This window comes from Streptomyces sp. NPDC020490, from assembly GCF_044335305.1.
Classification (GTDB): Bacteria; Actinomycetota; Actinomycetes; order Streptomycetales; family Streptomycetaceae; genus Streptomyces.
The window spans coordinates 26026-46380 of sequence record NZ_JBIRUY010000023.1; the positions used below are offsets into that span (position 1 = coordinate 26026).

Annotated in this window: 18 protein-coding genes; 4 read left to right on the plus strand and 14 right to left on the minus strand. The window is 71.5% G+C overall.

Annotated features, from left to right (window positions below; translation table 11 throughout):
- Positions 1–35: 35 nt before the first annotated feature.
- Positions 36–878: a thioredoxin domain-containing protein gene (locus ACH4ZX_RS23350; RefSeq protein ID WP_398275885.1), complete on the plus strand. Its 843-nt coding sequence runs from the start codon at positions 36–38 to the stop codon at positions 876–878.
- Positions 879–969: 91 nt separating this feature from the next.
- Positions 970–2640, plus strand: coding sequence for an alkaline phosphatase D family protein (locus ACH4ZX_RS23355; protein ID WP_398275887.1), 1671 nt, complete (start codon positions 970–972; stop codon positions 2638–2640).
- Positions 2641–2644: 4 nt separating this feature from the next.
- Here the strand turns inward: ACH4ZX_RS23355 and ACH4ZX_RS23360 are convergent, their stop codons facing one another.
- Positions 2645–3286 (minus strand): dienelactone hydrolase family protein, encoded by a 642-nt coding sequence (locus tag ACH4ZX_RS23360; protein WP_398275890.1) that lies wholly within the window; start codon positions 3284–3286, stop codon positions 2645–2647.
- Positions 3287–3324: 38 nt separating this feature from the next.
- Between ACH4ZX_RS23360 and ACH4ZX_RS23365 the strand changes: the two genes are divergently transcribed.
- Positions 3325–4467 (plus strand): mechanosensitive ion channel family protein, encoded by a 1143-nt coding sequence (locus tag ACH4ZX_RS23365; RefSeq protein ID WP_398275893.1) that lies wholly within the window; start codon positions 3325–3327, stop codon positions 4465–4467.
- 12 nt (positions 4468–4479) lie between these two features.
- Here ACH4ZX_RS23365 and ACH4ZX_RS23370 read toward each other — a convergent pair whose 3' ends face one another.
- The 6 genes from ACH4ZX_RS23370 to ACH4ZX_RS23395 all read right to left on the minus strand — a co-directional run bounded on the left by ACH4ZX_RS23370 (position 4480) and on the right by ACH4ZX_RS23395 (position 10108).
- Positions 4480–5220, minus strand: coding sequence for an SDR family NAD(P)-dependent oxidoreductase (locus ACH4ZX_RS23370; protein WP_398275896.1), 741 nt, complete (start codon positions 5218–5220; stop codon positions 4480–4482).
- A 77-nt stretch (positions 5221–5297) separates the two neighbouring features.
- Positions 5298–6884 carry a Na+/H+ antiporter gene (locus ACH4ZX_RS23375; RefSeq protein ID WP_398275899.1) on the minus strand — a complete coding sequence of 529 codons (1587 nt, stop codon included), beginning with the start codon at positions 6882–6884 and terminating at the stop codon, positions 5298–5300.
- An 87-nt stretch (positions 6885–6971) separates the two neighbouring features.
- Positions 6972–7442, minus strand: coding sequence for a GNAT family N-acetyltransferase (locus ACH4ZX_RS23380; protein WP_398275902.1), 471 nt, complete (start codon positions 7440–7442; stop codon positions 6972–6974).
- Positions 7439–8383 (minus strand): RluA family pseudouridine synthase, encoded by a 945-nt coding sequence (locus tag ACH4ZX_RS23385; protein WP_398275904.1) that lies wholly within the window; start codon positions 8381–8383, stop codon positions 7439–7441. Before ACH4ZX_RS23385 ends, ACH4ZX_RS23380 begins: the two co-directional genes overlap by 4 nt.
- A gap of 43 nt (positions 8384–8426) precedes the next feature.
- On the minus strand, positions 8427–9002 hold the full coding sequence (gene lspA, locus ACH4ZX_RS23390) for a signal peptidase II (protein ID WP_398275907.1): 576 nt from the start codon (positions 9000–9002) through the stop codon (positions 8427–8429).
- Between the two features lie 59 nt (positions 9003–9061).
- Positions 9062–10108 (minus strand): TraR/DksA C4-type zinc finger protein, encoded by a 1047-nt coding sequence (locus ACH4ZX_RS23395; RefSeq protein WP_398275910.1) that lies wholly within the window; start codon positions 10106–10108, stop codon positions 9062–9064.
- A 612-nt stretch (positions 10109–10720) separates the two neighbouring features.
- On the opposite strand from ACH4ZX_RS23395, the gene ileS reads away from it, so the two are divergent.
- The gene (gene ileS / locus ACH4ZX_RS23400) at positions 10721–13858 is read left to right on the plus strand and encodes an isoleucine--tRNA ligase (protein ID WP_398275913.1); all 3138 of its coding nucleotides are present in this window, start codon (positions 10721–10723) and stop codon (positions 13856–13858) included.
- 273 nt (positions 13859–14131) lie between these two features.
- Here ileS and ACH4ZX_RS23405 read toward each other — a convergent pair whose 3' ends face one another.
- The 7 genes from ACH4ZX_RS23405 to ACH4ZX_RS23435 all read right to left on the minus strand — a co-directional run bounded on the left by ACH4ZX_RS23405 (position 14132) and on the right by ACH4ZX_RS23435 (position 20260).
- Positions 14132–15331, minus strand: coding sequence for a DivIVA domain-containing protein (locus tag ACH4ZX_RS23405; RefSeq protein WP_398275916.1), 1200 nt, complete (start codon positions 15329–15331; stop codon positions 14132–14134).
- 53 nt (positions 15332–15384) lie between these two features.
- Positions 15385–15669: a YggT family protein gene (locus tag ACH4ZX_RS23410; protein WP_324783720.1), complete on the minus strand. Its 285-nt coding sequence runs from the start codon at positions 15667–15669 to the stop codon at positions 15385–15387.
- Positions 15670–15743: 74 nt separating this feature from the next.
- On the minus strand, positions 15744–16385 hold the full coding sequence (locus ACH4ZX_RS23415) for a cell division protein SepF (RefSeq protein WP_398275920.1): 642 nt from the start codon (positions 16383–16385) through the stop codon (positions 15744–15746).
- A 129-nt stretch (positions 16386–16514) separates the two neighbouring features.
- A complete protein-coding gene (locus ACH4ZX_RS23420) occupies positions 16515–17234 on the minus strand; it encodes a YggS family pyridoxal phosphate-dependent enzyme (RefSeq protein ID WP_398275924.1) in 720 nt (239 codons plus the stop codon).
- A gap of 6 nt (positions 17235–17240) precedes the next feature.
- Positions 17241–17969, minus strand: a complete 729-nt coding sequence (gene pgeF / locus ACH4ZX_RS23425) for a peptidoglycan editing factor PgeF (protein WP_398275927.1) — start codon at positions 17967–17969, stop codon at positions 17241–17243.
- A gap of 10 nt (positions 17970–17979) precedes the next feature.
- Complete coding sequence (gene ftsZ, locus ACH4ZX_RS23430; protein ID WP_324783724.1) at positions 17980–19176, minus strand: cell division protein FtsZ; 1197 nt, start codon at positions 19174–19176, stop codon at positions 17980–17982.
- A 289-nt stretch (positions 19177–19465) separates the two neighbouring features.
- Positions 19466–20260 carry a cell division protein FtsQ/DivIB gene (locus ACH4ZX_RS23435; protein WP_398275931.1) on the minus strand — a complete coding sequence of 265 codons (795 nt, stop codon included), beginning with the start codon at positions 20258–20260 and terminating at the stop codon, positions 19466–19468.
- Positions 20261–20355 lie beyond the last annotated feature (95 nt).

Here is a 20355-nt window from a genome sequence, read left to right on the forward strand (position 1 = left end):
ACGACACATGCGCGTCCCACATGGAGATCACCAACATGAGCAATCGGAACAGCCAGGCGGCGAAGACGGCGGCCCGTGAGCGGCTGCGTCAGGAGCGCGAGCGCCAGGCCAAGCGGGCCAAGGCCAAGCGGCAGGTCATCGTGGCCTGTTCGGTCGTCGCCGTGCTGGCCGCGGCCGGCGGCATAGGCTACGCCTTCGTCCAGGCGAACAAGCCCGGCCACTGGGAGGCCGTGAAGGACGACAAGGTCGTCGCGCCGGCCAACACCACCGGCACCAACGGCACGACGGTCGTCATCGGCAAGGCGAGCGCCAAGAAGACGCTGAAGATCTACGAGGACCCCCGCTGCCCGATCTGCGCCCAGTTCGAGGAAACCGTGGGCCCGACCGTGAAGAAGGACCTCGACAGCGGCAAGTACAAGCTCCAGTACGTCGGCGGCACGTTCCTCGACGGCGACTCCCTCGGCAAGGGCCAGATCGGCTCGCGCGGCGAGGGCTCCAAGAACGCGATGAGCGCCATGGGCGCCGCGCTGAACGTCAGCGACGAGGCGTTCCTGGAGTACAAGACCGCGCTCTACTCCAAGAAGTGGCACCCCGAGGAGTCGGACGACAAGTTCAAGAGCGACGACTACCTGATCAAGGTCGCCCAGACCGTTCCCGCCCTGAAGGACAACGCCGGCTTCCAGAACGCGGTGAAGAAGGGCACCTACGACGCCTGGGCGCTCGCCATGTCGAAGACCTTCGACACCAACAAGGACGGCGTCACCGGCACCCCGAGCCTGGTCATGAACGGCAAGATGCTCACCGCCGACGGCAACGGCAACCCGCCCATGACGGTGGACCAGTTCAACCAGGTGGTCGGCGCGGCCCTCAAGGGCTGACGGACCGTCCGAGGCGACTTTCAGCGGAAGAGCGGGCGAACTTTCCGAGTTCGCCCGCTCCCGTTCATACCGATCAGTAACCTGATCGGTCGTGACCAGTCGATACAGAGCATCCGCGCCCGCCGAGAGCGTCAACTCGCTTTCGCCGCGCCGCCGTACGATCGTCAAGGCCGCCGCGGCCACCGCCGTTCTGGCCGGTCCGCTGGCCGCCGCGCTGCCCGCCCGCGCGGCCGCCGGCACCCCCGCCTTCCTGCACGGCGTCGCCTCCGGCGACCCGCTGCCCGACGGCGTCCTGCTGTGGACCCGGGTGACCCCCATCGCCGAGGCCGTGCCCGGCTCCGGGCTCGGCCCGGACACCGAGGTCGGCTGGGTCGTCGCCCGGGACAAGGCGTTCACGGACGTCGTCGCCACGGGATCCGTGAACGCGACCGCCGCCTCCGACCACACCGTCAAGGCCGACGTCCGCGGCCTGGAGCCGGCCACCGACTACTGGTTCCGCTTCTCCGCGGGCGGCACCGACTCCCCGCCGGCGCGCACCCGCACCGCGCCGGCCGCGGACGCGGCGGTCTCCGGCCTGCGCTTCGGCGTGGTCTCCTGCGCCAACTGGGAGGCCGGCTGGTTCTCGGCGTACCGCCACCTCGCGGCCCGCGGCGACCTGGACGCCTGGCTGCACCTCGGGGACTACATCTACGAGTACGGCAGCGGCGACTACGGCACGCGCGGGACCGTCGTACGGCCGCACGCGCCCACCCACGAGATCCTCACCCTCGCCGACTACCGCACCCGCCACGGCAGGTACAAGACCGACCCCGATCTGCAGGCGCTGCACCACAAGGCGCCGGTCATCGCGATCTGGGACGACCACGAGTTCGCCAACGACGCCTGGTCGGGCGGCGCCGAGAACCACACCGAGGGCGCCGAGGGCACCTGGTCGGCCCGTCAGGCGGCGGCCAAGCAGGCCTACTTCGAGTGGATGCCGGTGCGCCCGGCGACCGCCGGCACCACCTACCGCCGGCTGCGCTTCGGTAAACTCGCCGACCTGTCCCTGCTCGACCTGCGCTCGTTCCGCTCGCAGCAGGTCAAGGTCGGCAACGGCTCGGTGGACGACCCGGACCGCACGATCACCGGGCGCGCCCAGCTCGACTGGCTGAAGGCGGGGCTGAAGACGTCCGACACCACCTGGCGGCTGGTCGGCAACTCGGTGATGATCTCGCCGTTCGCCGTCGGCTCCCTCTCCGCCGACCTGCTCAAGCCGCTCGCCGAGCTGCTCGGGCTGCCGAAGGAGGGCCTCGCCCTCAACACCGACCAGTGGGACGGCTACACCGACGACCGGCGGGAACTGCTGGCCCACCTGCGGTCCAACGCCATCCGCAACACCGTCTTCCTCACCGGCGACATCCACATGGCGTGGGCCAACGACGTGCCCGTGGACGCCGGCACCTACCCGCTGTCCGCCTCGGCCGCCACGGAGTTCGTGGTCACCTCGGTGACCTCCGACAACCTCGACGACATCGTGAAGGTCCCCGAGGGCACGGTCTCCGCGATCGCCGCGCCGGTCATCAAGGCCGCCAACCGGCACGTCCACTGGGTCGACACCGACCGCCACGGCTACGGCGTCCTGGACGTCACGGCCGAGCGCGCGCAGATGGACTACTACGTCCTGTCCGACCGCACGTCCGCGAACGCGACCTCGTCGTGGGCCCGCTCGTACCGCACCCGCAGCGGCACGCAGAAGGTGGAACGGACCTACGACCCGGTGTAGCGGATCACCGGAGCGAGTCCAGGAAGCCGAGCGCGGTCCGCCAGGTGGCCTCGGCCGCCTCCTCGTCGTAGTCCGGCAGGCCGGGGTCGGTGTACAGGTGACCGGCCCCGGCGTACCGGTACACCTCGACATCGGCGCCCGCCCTGCCCATCTGCAGGTACCAGGCGCTCAGCCAGTCGTCGGGCTCGAACGCGTCCGGCTCGGCCACGTGCAGCTGGACCGGCAGGCCGTCCGCGGAGGCGTTCGGCGCGACGTCGGAGGTGCCGTGCAGGAGCAGCAGCCCGCGCGCCTTCTCGTCGCCGAGCGCCAGGGTCTGGGCGACGGCCGCGCCGAGGGAGAACCCGGCGTACACCAGTCCCCGTTCCGAGTAGGGGGCGGCGGCCAGCACGGCCCGTTTCAGCAGCTCGTCCTGGCCGATCTCGTCCTTGCAGGCCATGCCCTCCTCGACCGTGTCGAACGTGCGCCCCTCGAAGAGGTCCGGGGTCCACACCTCGTGGCCGGCGTCGCGCAGTCGGTCAGCGGCCTGGCGCACCGCGGGCCGGAGGCCGTAGGTGGAGTGAAAGAGCATGAGGTTCATGGGGCCATGGTGCCAGCGGGGTCTGACAACGCGTGCTCGCGGCCGTACCCAGGAACGCGTGAAACTCACATGTTCGTGCCCGCCCGGTGCCGGTTAGGTTCGACGGCATGGAGAACGTACTGCGTCCGCTGATCGTGCTCGGCGGCTCGGTCGTGCTGACGCTGGCCATCGGCTGGGTCACCGACCAGTTGCTGCGCAAGGCCGACGGGCGGCACCACGAGACCCCGCTGTGGGGTCTGTTGCGCCGTGCCCGCGTGCCCTACCAGCTCGTGCTGTGCGCGGCCCTGCTCAGAGGGTCCTACGACCAGGCGGACCTGCTGCCGCAGCACCGGGTCGGCGTCGGCCGGACCCTGACCCTGGTGCTGATCGGGTCGGCGGCCTGGCTGGTGATCCGGATCGCGGCGGCGGTCGTCGAGACGTCGTACAGCCGTTACGCCCGCGTCCACCGCGACCCGGCGCGGGTCCGGCGGGTCCGCACCCAGGTCGAGCTGATCATGCGGGTGGTCTCCGCGATCGTGGGCGTGGTGGCCGTGGCCGCGATGCTGCTGACGTTCCCGGCGATGCGGGCGGCCGGCGCCTCGCTGCTGGCCTCGGCCGGCATCCTCGGCATCGTCGCCGGTGTCGCCGCGCAGTCCACGCTGAGCAACATGTTCGCCGGGCTGCAGATCGCCTTCGGCGACATGGTGCGCCTCGGCGACACGGTGGTGGTGGACGGCGAGTGGGGCACGGTCGAGGAGATCACGCTGACGTTCCTGACGGTGCGGACGTGGGACGAGCGCCGGATCACCATGCCGGTGTCGTACTTCACCTCCAAGCCGTTCGAGAACTGGTCGCGCGGCAGCACCCAGATGACCGGCATCGTCTACTGGCACCTCGACCACTCCGCGCCGGTGGAGGCGATGCGCGAGCAGCTCCGCGACATCCTGCGCTCCTGCCCCGCCTGGGACGGCCGCGACTACGGCGTGGCCGTCACGGACTCCACCCCGAACACCATCCAGGTGCGGGCGCTGGTGACGGCCAAGGACGCGGACGACATCTGGACGGTGCGGGTGACGGTCCGCGAGCGGATGATCACCTGGCTGAGCGAGCACCACCCCTACGCGCTGCCCCGCGTCAACACGGCCGACGCGGCGCTGCCGCCGCCCCGGACGTCCCCGGACGGGATCCTGCGGGCGGCCCGGGACGGCGCGGCCCGGGACGGCGCCGCCGTGCGCCGCGCCCACGAGACGCCGCGGACCGGCCGGGGCTGAGCGGGCGCGGGCTCAGTGCCCGCGTTCGGCGCCGCCGTTGACCTGGACGATCTGCGAGGTGATGTGCCCGGCGCCCGGGGAGGCGAGCCAGTGCAGCGTCGCGGCGACGTCTCCGGGGGTGCCGACGCGCTTGTCCAGGGTTTCGCCGGCCAGCCGTTCGCGGCGGGCCGGGTCGATGCGCGGGCCGAAGAACCCGGTGCCCTCGATGTAGCCGGGCGCGACCACGTTCACGGTGATCCCGCGCGGCCCCAGCGTGCGGGCCAGGTCGTGGGCGTAGGGGTGCAGCGCGGCCTTGGCCCCGCCGTACGCCCCGCTGCCGGAGCCCCGGTAGGCGGCGATGGAGCTGATGAACAGCACCCGTCCGCCGGGCGAGGCCAGCCGGTCCTTCAGTCCCTCGGTGAGCAGCGCCGCGGTCAGGGTGTTGAGCCGGAAGTTGACGGTCCATTCGTGCGCGACGCGGTCGAGCGGGTCGTCGCCGCCGGCCGGCTCCTCGAGCTGCCCGTTGCCCCCGGCCCCGTGCACCAGTACGTCGACGGCGCCGAACTCCCGCTCCACGTGGGCGGCGAGTCCGCGCACGGCGCCCGGATCGCTGAGATCGGCGGCGTACGTGGACGCGCCGGGCACGTCCGCCCGCTCCAGCACCTCGCCCCGTCGCCCGACCAGCAGCACCCGGTCCCCGTCCTCGGCGAAGACGCGGGCCGCGGCGAGCCCGATCCCCGTACCGCCACCACTGATCACCACGTTGCGAGCCATGGACAGACCCTACAAACGGCCGGCCGCCGACGGCGAGCACCTTCGCCGTCGGCCACGCCGGTGCCGCGCCCGCCGCCTCACCGCATGCTGCGCACGTCGAGGTGGCGCAGCACCCGGTCCACCACCTCCGGATCGGCCCCCGGCTCGCTGCGCGCCGCCAGCACCTCGTGCCGCGCCGCGCTCAGCATCTCGTTCTGGATGCGCCGCACCCGCTTCAGCCGCCGTACCCGCATCTCGTGGTCCTCACGGCGTTCGTCCTCCCCGATATCCGGGCTGATGCGCAGTCCGATGTCGAAGGCCCGCCGCTGCATCTGCTCGGACAGCTCGTCCGGCAACTCCTCCACCTGCTCGATCTCCCGCAGCCGCCGCTTCGCCGCCTTCGCCGCCCGGGTCGCGAGCGCCTTCTCGAAGTCCTTCTCGCGTTCGGTGTCGGCGCGCACCCCGAGCCGCTTCACCAGCCACGGCAGCGTCAGCCCCTGGAGCACCAGGGTCGCCATGATCACCCCGAAGGCGATGAACACGATCTCGTCGCGGTCCGGGAAGGGCGAGCCGTCGTCGGTCGTCAGCGGGATCGCCAGCGCCAGCGCCACGGAGGCCACGCCCCGCATCCCGGACCACCACATGACGACGGTCTCCCGCCAGCTCGCCGGGATGTCCTCGTCGTGGTCCCGCCGGGCGTGCAGCCGCTTGGTGAGCCAGGTGGCCGGCAGCAGCCAGGCCAGCCGCACCAGCACCACGACGACCACGACCGCCGCCGCCCAGCCGAGCATCTCGCCCCACCGTCCGGACGCCGTCCGGATCGCGGTGGTCAGTTCCAGTCCGATCAGCCCGAACGCCACACCGGTGACGAGCGTGTCGACGATGTTCCAGAAGGTGTGCCCGGCGAGCCGGATCATCACGTCGTCGGCGTCGGTGGCGTACTCGGCGAGGAACAGCGCGGTGGTCAGCACGGCGAGCACGCCCGAGCCGTGCAGCTCCTCCGCGAGCACGTAGGAGGCGTACGGCACCAGCAGCGTGAGCCCGATCTGCAGGGTGGCGTCCCCCAGCAGGTCCAGCAGCTTGTTGGCGCCCCAGCCGAGCGCCAGCCCCACCACGACGGCCACGACGGCGGACAGCACCAGGTCCAGCCCGGCCCGCCAGGGCGAGAAGGAACCGGTGACGACGGCGGTGATCGCGACGTGGTACAGCACGATCGCCGTCACGTCGTTGAACAGGCCCTCGCCCTCCAGGATGGACACCAGCCGGCGCGGCAGCCCCAGCTGTCCCGCGACCGCGGTCGCGGCGACCGGGTCGGGCGGCGCGACCAGCGCGCCGAGCGCGAAGGCGGCGGCGACCGGCAGCCCCGGCACGATCGCGGCGGCCACGCCGGCCACCGCGGCCATGGTGACGAACACCAGCGCCACGGCCAGCAGGAAGATCGGCCGCCGGTTGGCCGTGAACTGCCGCCAGGACGTCCGCCGCACCGCCGCGTACAGCAGGGGCGGCAGCAGCAGCGGCAGGATCAGCTCGGGCCGCACGTCGACGTTCGGGACGAAGTCGAGCACGGCGAGGACGATCCCGAGCAGCGTCATCAGCACCGGCGCCGGCAGACCGAACCGGTCTCCGACGGGGACGCTCACCAGGGCCCCGAGCAAGAGCACGAACAGCAGGGCCAGTTGGTCCACGGTCAGCGCTCCGGGCGGGTCGACGGGCGGACGGCAGACCTCCAGCCTGCCACGCCGCCGCCGCGACCAGCGATTTCGGCCTTCCGGCTACACCGGGCGCCGCATCGCCCGGTGCGGTATCCCCGCCTCCGGGTACACGGGTCCGTACGCCTCGTACCCCAGCCGCTCGTAGAACCCCAGGGCGTGGGTCTGCGCGTGCAGATCCACCGCGGCCAGCCCGCGCGCGCGTGCGGCCTCCTCGACGGCCCGCACCAGCGCGACGCCGACGCCCAGTCCGCGGGCCGGAGCGGCCACGGCGAGCCGCCCCAGGGACCCGACCGACGGATCGCCGCCGGTCTTCGCCGCGGCCGCCTCGCCGTACAGCAGCCGTCCCGTGCCGAGCGCGACCCCGTCCTCCCGCACCGCCAGCAGGTGCACGGCCACGGCGTCGTACTCGTCGTACTCCAGGTCCTCGGGCACGCCCTGCTCGCGGACGAAGACCTCCTTGCGCAGGGCGAAGCAGGCCTCGCGGTCCGCGGCGTCCTCGGCGACCCGCACCTCGTACGCCGGCAGGCTCACCGGTAGGTCTCCTCGCGGACCTGGTCGAGGGCGCTCTGCAGGTCGGCCGGGTAGTCACAGGCGAACTCGACCCACTGCCCGTCCCCGGGGTGCTCGAAGCCGAGGCGCACGGCGTGCAGCCACTGCCGGGTCAGATGCAGCCGCTTGGCGAGGGTCGGGTCGGCGCCGTAGGTGAGGTCGCCGACGCAGGGGTGGCGGTGGGCGGCCATGTGGACGCGGATCTGGTGGGTGCGGCCGGTCTCCAGCTTGACGTCGAGCAGGGAGGCCGCGCGGAACGCCTCGATGAGGTCGTAGTGCGTGACGGAGGGCTTGCCGTCGGCGGTGACCGCCCACTTGTAGTCGTGCTGGGGGTGGCGGCCGATGGGCGCGTCGATGGTGCCGCTGGTGGGATCGGGGTGGCCCTGCACGAGCGTGTGGTAGCGCTTGTCGACCGTGCGCTCCTTGAACTGGCGCTTGAGCGAGGTGTACGCGTACTCCGACTTGGCGACCACCATGAGGCCCGAGGTGCCCACGTCGAGGCGGTGCACGATGCCCTGGCGCTCGGCGGCGCCGGAGGTGGAGATGCGGTACCCGGCCGCGGCCAGCCCGCCGATGACCGTCGGCCCGGTCCAGCCCGGCGACGGATGCGCGGCCACGCCCACCGGCTTGACGATCACGACCACGTCGTCGTCGTCGTGCACGATCTCCATGCCCTCGACCGGCTCCGCGACGACCTGCACGGGGGCGGGCGCCTGCGGCATCTCGACCTCGAGCCAGGCGCCGCCGCGCACCCGCTCCGACTTGCCGACGACCGCGCCGTCGACCAGCACCTTGCCCGCCCCGGCCAGCTCCGCGGCCTTGGTGCGGGAGAAGCCGAACATGCGGGAGATGGCGGCGTCGACGCGCTCGCCCTCCAGGCCGTCGGGCACGGGCAGGGTACGGATCTCGGGAATCGTGCTCACCCGTCGAGTATGCCGGACGGGTGAGACAGTCCCGTACGCGCGCTCAGTCCTTGTGGACGGTCCCGTCCGGGTCGAGGCCCCGGAAGGACAGCAGCACGATCAGGATGCCGCCGCACACGATCGCCGAGTCGGCCAGGTTGAAGACGGCGAAGCCCTTGGGCGCGATGAAGTCGACGACCGCGCCCTCGAAGATCCCCGGCGAACGGAAGATCCGGTCGGTGAGGTTGCCGAGCGCGCCGCCCAGCAGCAGGCCGAGCGCGACCGCCCACGGCAGGCTGTAGAGCTTGCGGGCGAGGCGCGCGATCACCACGATCACGGCCGCCGCGATCACCGTGAAGATCACGGTGAAGGCCTCGCCGAAGCCGAAGGCCGCGCCCGCGTTGCGGATCGCCTCGAACTTCAGCCAGTCGCCGGCGACCTCGATCGGCGGGTGGTGCTCCAGCTTGGCCACCACGAGCAGCTTGCTGCCCAGATCGAGCAGGTACGCCAGGGCGGCCACCGCGAACAGCACGGCGATCCGGCGCCTGCCCCGGGGGCGAGCGGTCTCGTCCTGCTCCGGCCCGGTCCCCGCCGCCTCTGGGGTGTCCGGCGTACCGATGATGCGCTCCGCCTCTGCCACGTGAGTCCCTCGCCTAGTACCTGACTGAGGACGAGGGTACGGCACGTCCCCGGGCGCCCTCAGTACCGGCGTTCCTGCTTCTGCTTGCACTCCACGCACAGCGTGGCCCTCGGGAACGCCTGCATCCTCGCCTTGCCGATGGGGTCGCCGCAGTTCTCGCACAGGCCGTAGGTGCCCGCCTCGAGCCTCTCCAGCGCCCGGTCGGTCTGGATGAGCATCTCGCGCGCGTTGGCCGCGAGGGCCAGCTCGTGCTCGCGCGTGATGTTCTTGGTGCCGGTGTCCGCCTGGTCGTCGCCGGCACCGTCCCCGGAGTCCCGCATCAGGCCCGCGAGGGAGGCCTCCGAGGAGCTGATCTCGGCGCGCAGCCGGGCGTCCTCGGACAGCAGCTCCGTGCGCGCCTCCTCGACCTCCTCCGGGGTCCAGGGGTCCTCACCGGGGCGTACCGCGAGCTCGCCCGGCTCCACCGTGGCGATCCGCGCCTTGGGCAGGCCGGTCGTCGCCGCCGTGGCCGTGCCAGGAGTCTTCTTCGCAACCACTGTCGTGGCTCCCGTCTGCTTCGCGGCCTCGGCCGCGCCCGCCGTTTCGGCCGTGCTCTTCCCGGCCGTGCTCTTCTCGGCCTTGCTCTTCCCGGCCGTGCTCTTCCCGGCCTTGCTCTTCCCTGCCGTGGCCGTCGTGGTCGCGCTCCCGGCGACCGCGCTCTTCCCGGCCGCGTCCTTCCCGGTGGCGGCCTTGGCGACCGCGTTCCGCTCGGCCGCGCCCTTCTCGGCGGCCTTCTTCGCCGCGGGCTTCTCCGTGGCCTTCGCCGCGGGCTTCTCCGTGGCCTTCGCCGCGGGCTTCTCCGTGGCCTTCGCCGCGGGCTTCTCCGTGGCCTTCGTCACGGACTTCTCCGTGGCCTTCGTCACCGACCTCTTCGCCGGCTTCTTCGTGGCGTCCTTCCCCGCCGCCGTCCTCTTCGCGGGAGCCGTCCCGGCGGCCGGCTTCGCCGTACCCGCCGTGGCGCCCGCCCGCCCGCTCTTCGCCCCGCTCACGTCCTTGGCCGCACGGCCGGAGGCACGTGTGGACCTGCCGGACGCCGGCTGCTGTACGGCGGTCTTCTTCGCCACCATGGCCGCGTCCCTTCACATACGTGATCTAGCTCGCGAATCGTGCTGGGACGATAAATCGACTTGCGTCCCGCGGCAACGGGGCACACCGCCCGATTCGCCCGGCTCGCACACGCGCGCGGCGAGCCTGCATCCGTTGTGCCCAGCTCCCCGCCGGGTAATCCGCCGGGACTCGGGTCCCGCATCGCGGACCGGCCCGCACGCCCCCGTTCGGGTCGCCCCCGCCCCCGCGGCACGCCCCGTGCCCGGGGCCGGAAAACCGGTCGGCCGCTGTCCCCGCGGCGCCGTACACTGGGCGCAGCGAAAAGCGTGGATGGGGACGAGTAGCGGCGTACGCAGCCCAGAGCGACCCGGGGACGGTGGGAGCCCGGGGGCGAGCGCGACGTGAAGATCACCCCGGAGCCGCCGGAAGAACGCCCGACAGGCCAGTAGAACCGGCATCGCGACCCCAATGAGGGGGCTCACCGGCGTGCGGAACGCGCCGGGAGCCAAGGAGGGTGGTACCGCGGGAGCGCGCCGAGACCGGCGTGGACGGCGTACGGCAGGACGTACGCGCAGTCGTCGCTCTCGTCCCTCCGGACGGAAGGCAGCAAGTCCGCCGGAGGAAGCTCGCTGATGACAACGCCGACGTACCGCCAGGTGCCCGCCCAGGTCGACCTGCCCGCGCTCGAGCACGCGGTGCTCGAATTCTGGCGCGAGCAGAAGATCTTCGCCAAGACCCTGGAGCAGTCCGAGGGCCGCCCCGAGTGGGTGTTCTACGAGGGTCCGCCCACCGCGAACGGCATGCCGGGCGCCCACCACATCGAGGCGCGCGTCTTCAAGGACGTCTTCCCCCGCTTCCGCACCATGCGCGGCTACCACGTGGCCCGCAAGGCGGGCTGGGACTGCCACGGCCTGCCGGTGGAGCTGGCGGTCGAGAAGGAGCTGGGCTTCTCCGGCAAGCAGGACATCGAGGCGTACGGCATCGCCGAGTTCAACGCGAAGTGCCGCGAGTCGGTGACCCGGCACACCGACGCCTTCACCGAGCTGACGACCCGCATGGGCTACTGGGTCGACCTCGACGATGCCTACCGCACCATGGACCCGGAGTACATCGAGTCCGTCTGGTGGTCGCTGAAGGAGATCTTCAGCAAGGGGCTGCTGGTCCAGGACCACCGCGTCGCCCCCTGGTGTCCGCGCTGCGGCACCGGCCTGTCCGACCACGAGCTGGCGCAGGGCTACGAGACGGTCGTGGACCCGTCCGTGTACGTCCGCTTCCCGCTCACCTCCGGCCCGCTCGCCGGCGAGGCCGCGCTGCTCGTCTGGACGACCACCCCCTGGACCCTGGTGTCCAACACCGCGGTCGCCGCGCACCCGGAGGTCACCTACGTCGTCGCGACCGACGGCGAGGAGAAGCTCGTCGTCGCCGAGCCGCTGCTCGGCAAGGCGCTCGGCGAGGGCTGGGAGAGCACCGGGCAGACCTTCACCGGCGCCGAGATGGAGCGCTGGACGTACCGGCGTCCGTTCGAGCTCGTGGAGTTCACCGAACCGGCCCACTACGTGGTCAACGCCGAGTACGTCACGACCGAGGACGGTACGGGTCTGGTCCACCAGTCCCCCGCCTTCGGTGAGGACGACCTCAAGGTCTGCCGCGCCTACGGACTGCCCGTGGTGAACCCGGTCCGCCCGGACGGCACCTTCGACGAGAGCGTCCCGCTGGTAGGGGGCGTCTTCTTCAAGAAGGCCGACGAGAAGCTCACCGAGGACCTGGCGAGCCGCGGCCTGCTGTTCAAGCACATCCCGTACGAGCACAGCTACCCGCACTGCTGGCGCTGCCACACCGCGCTCCTCTACTACGCGCAGCCGTCCTGGTACATCCGCACGACGGCCATCAAGGACCGCCTGCTGCAGGAGAACGAGAACACCAACTGGTTCCCGGACACGGTCAAGCACGGCCGGTACGGCGACTGGCTGAACAACAACATCGACTGGGCGCTGTCCCGCAACCGCTACTGGGGCACCCCGCTGCCGATCTGGCGGTGCGAGGACGACCACCTCACCTGCGTCGGCTCCCGCGCGGAACTCACCGAGCTGACCGGCACCGACCAGTCGGACCTGGACCCGCACCGCCCGTTCATCGACGACGTCACCTTCGCCTGCCCGAAGTGCGCCAAGACCGCCACGCGCGTGCCGGAGGTCATCGACGCCTGGTACGACTCGGGTTCGATGCCGTTCGCGCAGTGGGGCTACCCGTACAAGAACAAGGAGCTGTTCGAGAGCCGCTACCCGGCGCAGTTCATCTCCGAGGCCATCGACCAGACCCGCGGCTGGTTCTACACGCTGATGGCGGTCGGCACGCTGGTCTTCGACAAGTCGTCGTACGAGAACGTCGTGTGCCTGGGCCACATCCTCGCCGAGGACGGCCGCAAGATGTCCAAGCACCTGGGCAACATCCTGCAGCCGATCCCGCTGATGGACCGGCACGGCGCCGACGCGGTCCGCTGGTTCATGGCGGCCGGCGGCTCCCCGTGGGCGGCCCGCCGGGTGGGCCACGGCACGATCCAGGAGGTGGTCCGCAAGACCCTCCTCACCTACTGGAACACGGTCGCCTTCCAGGCCCTGTACGCCCGCACCTCCGACTGGGCGCCGTCCGAGGCGGACCCGGCCCCCGCCGACCGCCCCCTCCTGGACCGCTGGCTGCTGTCCGAACTGCACGCGCTGACCGACCAGGTGACCCAGTCCCTGGAGGCGTACGACACCCAGCGGGCCGGCAAGCTGCTGTCGGCCTTCGTCGACGACCTGTCGAACTGGTACGTGCGCCGCTCCCGCCGCCGCTTCTGGCAGGGCGACAAGGCCGCGCTGCGCACCCTGCACGAGGTGGTCGAGACGGTCACCAGGCTGATGGCCCCGCTGACCCCGTTCATCACCGAGCGGGTGTGGCAGGACCTGGTCGTGCCGGTCACGCCCGGCGCCCCGGAGTCCGTCCACCTGGCGTCCTGGCCCGAGGCGGACCTGTCGGCCATCGACCCGGAGCTGTCGAAGCAGATGGTCCTGGTCCGCCGTCTCGTCGAACTGGGCCGCGCCACGCGCGCGGAGTCGGGCGTCAAGACCCGCCAGCCGCTGTCCCGCGCGCTGGTGGCGGCCGCGGGCTTCGAGTCCCTCCACCCCGAACTGCACGCGCAGATCACCGAGGAGCTGAACGTCAGCGCCCTCGCGACCCTGTCCGAGGTCGGCGGCTCCCTGGTGGACACCACCGCCAAGGCCAACTTCCGCGCCCTGGGCAAGCGGTTCGGCAAGCGGGTGCAGGACGTGGCGAAGGCCATCGCGAACGCCGACGCGGCCGCGCTGTCCCTGGCCCTGCGCGAGGGCACGGCCGCGGTGGAGGTCGACGGCGAGACCGTCGCCCTCGCCCCCGACGAGGTCATCATCACCGAGACCCCCCGCGAGGGCTGGTCGGTGGCCTCCGACGCGGGCGCCACGGTCGCCCTGGACCTGGAGATCACGGAAGAGCTGCGCCGGGCGGGTCTCGCCCGTGACGCGATCCGCCTCATCCAGGAGGCCCGCAAGAACAGCGGCCTGGACGTGGCCGACCGCATCGCCCTGCGCTGGACGTCCACGGAACCGGCGGTGATCGCGGCCCTGTCCGAGCACGCGGCCCTGATCGCCGACGAGGTCCTGGCCACGGACTTCGCCCAGGGCGAGGCGGACGGCTCCTACGGCGACCCGTTCACCGACGAGGGCCTGTCCCTCACCTTCCGCCTGCGCAAGGCGTAACCGCACGGCGCCCGAGGGCCCGGTCTCCCCACGGAGCCCGGGCCCTCGGCACACCGGCCTCGCGACACCGGCCTCGGGACACCGGCCCCCGGGGCACCGCTCCCGTCGGCACAACCGGCCTCGCGACACCGGCCTCGGGACACCGGCCCCCGGGGCACGGCACGGCACCCGTCGGCACAGGGATCAACACGCGTAACAGGGCGGGGCCCCGGATCAGATCCGGGGCCCCGCCCTGTTGAACGCTGCCGACGCCTAAGGCGTGCTACGCCGCCGTCAGTTGTCGTCCTCGTCGATGAGGAAGCCGCGCATCGGCGAGGGGGCCTGCCCCATCGGCGACGGGCCCTGCGGGCGGACCGGCGCCATCGGCTGGGTCATCGCCGGGGACATCTGCTGCTGGCCGCCGTAGGACGGAGCAGCGGGGCTCGGCGCACCGCCCATCCCCTGGTTGCCGCCGCCGTACGACGGGGCACTCGCGCCGGCCGGGGCCATGGAGGGCGCCGGGGACGGCGGCAGGGAGGCGGTGGCCGGAGTACGCGGCGGGGCCAGGGAGTCGTCGGCCTGGGTCTCCAGCTGGCGCAGCTGCGACTCGAGGTACGACTTCAGGCGGGTGCGGTACTCGCGCTCGAAGCCGCGCAGGTCCTCGACCTTGCGCTCCAGCGTGGCGCGGGCGGACTCCAGGGAGCCCATCGCGACGCGGTGCTTCTCCTGCGCGTCCCGCTCCAGCGCGTCGGCCTTGGCGCGGGCGTCCCGCTCCAGACCCTCGGCGCGGCTGCGGGCCTCGCCGACGATCTTGTTGGCCTCGCTGCGGGCCTCGGCGATCGCCTGGTCGGCGGTCTGCTGGGCCAGCGAGAGGACACGGGCGGCGCTGTCGCCGCCGGGGCCCTGTCCGTGGCCGCCCATCGGGCCGCCCATGGGACCGCCCATCTGCTGCATGGGGGGCTGACCACCCATCGGGCCCTGGCCCATGCCCGGACCCTGGCCCATGGGGCCGGGACCCTGACCCATCGGGCCGGGACCCTGCGGACCGCCCTGACCGCCGGGACCGGCGGGCAGCTGCGGTGCACCGCTCGGCAGCTGGGGCGGGCCACCCATGGGGCCACCCATCTGCTGCTGCGGCGGGCCCGATATCCCGGCGGGCACCGGAGCGCCGGGTCCTCGCATGCCCTGCTGGGGCATACCGCCCTGCTGAGGCATGCCCTGCTGAGGCATACCGCCCTGCTGGGGCATACCCTGCTGCTGATCCTGCGGACCGCCGGGACCCTCCGGGGGCTTGCGCATGTTCTGCTGGTTCTGGGCAGCGGCACGCGTGGCCGCGGCCAGTTTGGCGCGCAGGTCCTCGTTCTCGCGGAGCAGACGGGTCAGTTCGGCTTCGACCTCGTCGAGGAAGGCATCGACCTCGTCCTCGTCATAGCCTTCTCGGAGGCGGACGGTCGTGAACTGCTTGTTCCGCACGTCCTCGGGGGTCAACGGCATCTCTTCACCTCAACGTAGTCGTCGGCATTCGGCAAGACGGTAGGTCACATCGCTCACAGCCGGCTCACGATCGAGATCAGGATGTAGACGATGATCATCAGTACGAAGAAGGACAGGTCGAGCGCCACGCCCCCGAGACGCAACGGCGGGATCACCCGCCGCAGAAGCTTGAGCGGTGGATCAGTGACAGTGTAGGTGGCCTCCAGAACGACCACCATCGCCTTGCCGGGTTGCCACGAGCGGGCGAACTGGAAGACGTAGTCCATGACCAACCGGAAGATGAGCACGATGAGGAAACACATCAGCGCGATGTAGACGACATCCAGGACCACGCCCATGTTCGGTGCTTCCCTCTCCCCTGTTTCCGTGCTGCTCGGTACTGCTCGTGTACTGCTGTTTCCGGTTGTGCGTCTCAGCTCTGGTTGAAGAACCCGCCCTCTGCGATGCGGGCCTTGTCCTCCGCCGTGACATCGACGTTAGCAGGCGACAACAGGAACACCTTCTGCGTCACCCGCTCGATGCTGCCGTGAAGACCAAACACCAATCCGGCCGCAAAGTCGACAAGTCGCTTCGCGTCCGTGTCGTCCATCTCGGTGAGGTTCATGATCACCGGGGTGCCCTCACGGAAGTGTTCCCCGATGGTACGGGCCTCGTTGTAGGTCCGCGGGTGCAGCGTGGTGATCCGGTAAGGCTCTCGTTCCGACACGACCTTGGGCATGATCACCGGTGCGTTCTTCTCCAGGCTTGCGCGTTCTTGTGTGATGGACGCCACGGGCGCGATACGCGCCGGGCGGCCGGATTCCGCGGACAGCGAAGCGGACCGAGCGACCGGTTCACGGGGCGCGGGCGGCTGCACGACGCGGACTTCTTCGTCCCTCTGGGACTGGTGTGCGCCGTGTGACGGGAGGGACGGCTCGTGCCGCCGGTGCTCCCGTTCGGGCTCGGGGTCGAGTTCGGGCTCGAAATCGTCATCGGGGTCGAATCCCCGGCCGTCGTACCCATCGTCCTCCACGAGGCCGAGGTAGACCGCCATCTTGCGCATCGCGCCGGCCATGCTCTGAGTCCTCCGCTCTGTGGTGGATCGGCTGACGACCGCCAAGTGCCCGCGATCCACGAGGTCTTTACACCCGCCTTTCGGCGGTATTGACCATATTTTCTGCTGTGGTCCGACTTCCTGGCGACGTTACCCGAGCCCGGAGCGGACTCCGAGTACCGCGGTGCCGATGCGCACATGTGTCGCTCCGGCGGCCACCGCGTGTTCGAGGTCCGCACTCATCCCTGCCGAGACCATGTTCGCAGCCGGATGGCTTCGGCGCAGGTCGGTCGACAAATCCATCAACCGCTCGAACGCCGCCCGTTGACGCCCCGCGTACTCGCCGGTGAGCGGAGCGACGGTCATCAGCCCGTCGAGCCGCAGTCCGGGAGAGCCGGCGACCAGACCGGCCAACTCCTCGATTCCGCCGGGCGCCACGCCCCCGCGCTCCCCCCGCCCGCTCGCCCCGGCGTCGAGGGCGACCTGGATGAGGCACCCCACCTCGCGCCCGGCCCGCACGGCCTCCTTCGACAGGGCCGTCACCAACCGGGAACGGTCGACGGACTGCACCACATCCGCATAACCGACCACGGAACGCACTTTATTGGTCTGCAACTGACCCACGAAGTGCCAGATCAGGGGCAGGTCCGAGCAGGCGGCCGCCTTCGGCGCCGCGTCCTGGTCCCGGTTCTCGGCCACGTTCCGTACACCGAGTTCCGACAGAATCCTCACATCGGTCGCCGGATAGGTCTTGGTGACCACGATCAGGGTCACCTCCTCACGCCCGCGGCCCGCGGCCGCGCAGGCGTCGGCGATGCGCTGTTCCACCCTCGCCAGGTTCGCGGCGAGTTCGTCCTTACGGTCCGTCATGCCCCATCAGTCCAGCCAGACATATCCCGCGAGTCGCCCCGTGGCGCGCTCGCGGCGGTACGAGAAGTGATCCCCCGACTCCAGCGTGCACACCGGCGACTGCTCCCGGTCGCACACCCCGAGCCGGTCGAGCTGCGCGTGCACTCCGGCGGTCACGTCGACCGCCGGAGTGCCCCAGCTCGTCTCGGCGTACGCCGCCGGCTCGACGGCGGCCACGTCGGCGCGCATCGCCTCCGGCACCTCGTAGCACCGTCCGCAGACGGCCGGCCCGGTGCGGGCGACGATCCGGGACGGCTCGGCGCCCAGCTCGGCCATGGCCCGTACGGCGGCCGGGACGACCCCGGCGACCAGGCCGGGCCGGCCCGCGTGGACGGCGGCGGCGACGCCGGCGACCGGGTCGGCGAGCAGCACGGGCGTGCAGTCGGCGGTGAGGACGGCGAGGGCGAGTCCGCGGCGGGCGGTGACGATCGCGTCGACCTCCGGCACGGGCCGCTCGCCCCACGGTCCGTCGACCACCGCCACGTCCGCCCCGTGCACCTGGTTCATCCAGACCACCCGGGCCGGATCGAGGCCGAGCGACTTGGCGGCCAGCGCCCGGTTGGTCCTCACGGCCTCGGGGTCGTCGCCGACCGCTCCGCCGAGGTTGAGCTCCTCGTACGGAACGGCGCTCACCCCGCCCCACCGGTCGGTGAAGGCGAAGTGCGCGCCGTTCACGATGTCGCGCTGTGTGGTCACGTCTGAAGGATCACTTGAGGAAGTCCGGTACGTCCAGTTCCTCTGCCGCGCTGTCCGAGTAGGACCGCGACGGGGGAACGGGCGGGGCGACCGGGATGTCGGCGACCGGCTCGGGAACCGGCTCCGGCTCCTCCTTCGGCGTCACGCTGCCGAGCGAGCCGAACGACGGGCGGCTCTCGGGCTGCCGTACCGGAGTCGGCTCCTCGCGGCGGGCCGGGGCCGAGGACGAGCCGAGGACGGTGTCCCGGCGGGCAGGCGGCTGGCCCCCGTCGAAGCCGGCCGCGATCACGGTGACCCGGACCTCGTCGCCGAGGGCGTCGTCGATGACCGCGCCGAAGATGATGTTCGCCTCGGGGTGGGCGGCCTCGCTCACCAGCTGGGCGGCCTCGTTGATCTCGAACAGGCCGAGGTCGGAGCCGCCCGAGATGGACAGCAGCACGCCCCGGGCGCCGTCGATGGACGCCTCGAGCAGCGGGGAGGAGATCGCCATCTCGGCCGCGGCCACCGCACGGTCGTCGCCGCGGGCCGAGCCGATGCCCATGAGGGCCGATCCGGCCTCCGACATGACCGACTTGACGTCGGCGAAGTCGAGGTTGATCAGACCGGGCGTGGTGATCAGGTCGGTGATGCCCTGCACACCGGACAGCAGCACCTGGTCGGCGGACTTGAACGCGTCGAGCACGCTGACCTGGCGGTCCGAGATGGACAGCAGCCGGTCGTTGGGGATGACGATGAGGGTGTCGACCTCTTCGCGGAGTTCCGCGATGCCGTCCTCGGCCTGGTTGGCGCGGCGGCGGCCCTCGAAGGTGAAGGGGCGCGTGACCACGCCGATGGTGAGGGCGCCGAGGGAGCGGGCGATGTTGGCCACGACGGGCGCGCCGCCGGTGCCGGTGCCGCCGCCTTCACCGGCCGTCACGAAGACCATGTCGGCCCCCTTGAGGACCTCCTCGATCTCCTCGCGGTGGTCCTCGGCGGCCTTGCGGCCGACGGCCGGGTTGGCTCCGGCGCCGAGTCCGCGGGTGAGTTCGCGGCCGACGTCGAGTTTGACGTCGGCGTCGCTCATCAACAGCGCCTGCGCGTCGGTGTTGATGGCGATGAACTCGACGCCCTTGAGACCGACCTCGATCATCCGGTTGATGGCATTGACACCACCGCCGCCGACACCGATGACTTTGATGACTGCGAGGTAGTTCTGCGGTGCTGCCACGTCGAAGGCCTCTCGCCTCGAGTTACGTGTCGGCGGATCACCGGGACGCAGCTGCGCCTCGTGATCCGACGACTGATGCCGAATGGGACGGTCCGTTTCGCCGACCCGAACCCTAACGTTGAAGTTTAGGGTTACCAGTGTGACTGTTCGCTGGAGTCTTCCGAACAGGACACTAAGTCGACAAGTGGCGCGCGTTCAACGAACACGCCGAACCTCCCGTTTTTCTTTTCACCCTATGTGATCAGGCATAGCGCTGCCCAACCAGGGTGCTGGCCTGCGCGGATGTGCGTCAACTCCCCGATGACGCGGGGGCGGTGGGAACGCTGACGTCGAAGTGCCGTGCGCCGGGCGCCGCTTTCATGAGGGCGACCAGCGTGCGGGCCTTCGCGGCGCCCCGCTCGCCGCTCCCCCAGGCGACGGTGCGGCCGTCGCCCAACTCCAGCGAGATGTCGTCGTAGGAACGCACCTTGACCGTGCGGGTGCCGCGCGCGACGGCGGCCGGGAGGGCGTCCGCGACCCGGACCGCCTCCCGCACCAGCCGCTTCCCGTCGAAGCGCCGCAGGCTCGCGGCCGCCGAGCCGGGGCGGGACAGGTGCAATTCGAGCGCGGGAACGCCTTTCGGGGCCCGGGAGACGGTGGCGAAACGGACGCCTTCCTGGTCCACTTCGACGAATTTTCCACCTTTTCGGACCATCAGCACCGGGGTGCGCTCGATGACTTTCAGCCCGATTTCGTGCGGCCAGGAGCGGACCACCTCGACGGTGTCGACGCGCGGCAGTTCCCGGCGCAGCCGCGCCTCGACGTCCGCGGTGTCCACGGAGATCAGCGGCGCCCCTTCCGGGACGTCGGCGGCCGCGCGCACCTGAGCGGGCGTCAGCACCGCCGTCCCGGAGACGGACACCTGCCGCACGCGCAGCCAGGGCGAGCCGTACAGCAGCCAGAGCGTGGCGGCGCCGAGGACGACGGCCACGGCGGCGATGACGACGACCGTACGGGGCCGGCCGGGCCCGAACCGCCGGACCAGGAGCGCAGCGGACGACTCCTGCTGGCGTTCACCGCGTTCGGCGGTGGTCGATCCGGCCACGCACACTCCCTTTCCCTGGCTCGGCCCTCCCCCCGGCCGCCTCCGGCCCGGGGGAGAACCACCGGGGCGCCTCAGCCCGCGCCCCTCCGGCTCGC

Excerpts from the sequence above, each read along its gene's own strand:
- ACH4ZX_RS23410 (WP_324783720.1), bottom strand. The coding sequence starts at position 15,669 with ATGGGCGTGGTCCTGGATGTCGTCTACATCGCGCTGATGTGTTTCCTC.
- ACH4ZX_RS23405 (WP_398275916.1), bottom strand. The coding sequence starts at position 15,331 with ATGCCGTTGACCCCCGAGGACGTGCGGAACAAGCAGTTCACGACCGTC.
- ACH4ZX_RS23420 (WP_398275924.1), bottom strand. The coding sequence starts at position 17,234 with ATGACGGACCGTAAGGACGAACTCGCCGCGAACCTGGCGAGGGTGGAA.
- ACH4ZX_RS23350 (WP_398275885.1), top strand. The coding sequence starts at position 36 with ATGAGCAATCGGAACAGCCAGGCGGCGAAGACGGCGGCCCGTGAGCGG.
- ACH4ZX_RS23370 (WP_398275896.1), bottom strand. The coding sequence starts at position 5,220 with ATGGCTCGCAACGTGGTGATCAGTGGTGGCGGTACGGGGATCGGGCTC.
- ACH4ZX_RS23395 (WP_398275910.1), bottom strand. The coding sequence starts at position 10,108 with ATGGTGGCGAAGAAGACCGCCGTACAGCAGCCGGCGTCCGGCAGGTCC.
- ACH4ZX_RS23415 (WP_398275920.1), bottom strand. The coding sequence starts at position 16,385 with ATGGCCGGCGCGATGCGCAAGATGGCGGTCTACCTCGGCCTCGTGGAG.
- ileS (WP_398275913.1), top strand. The coding sequence starts at position 10,721 with ATGACAACGCCGACGTACCGCCAGGTGCCCGCCCAGGTCGACCTGCCC.
- ACH4ZX_RS23365 (WP_398275893.1), top strand. The coding sequence starts at position 3,325 with ATGGAGAACGTACTGCGTCCGCTGATCGTGCTCGGCGGCTCGGTCGTG.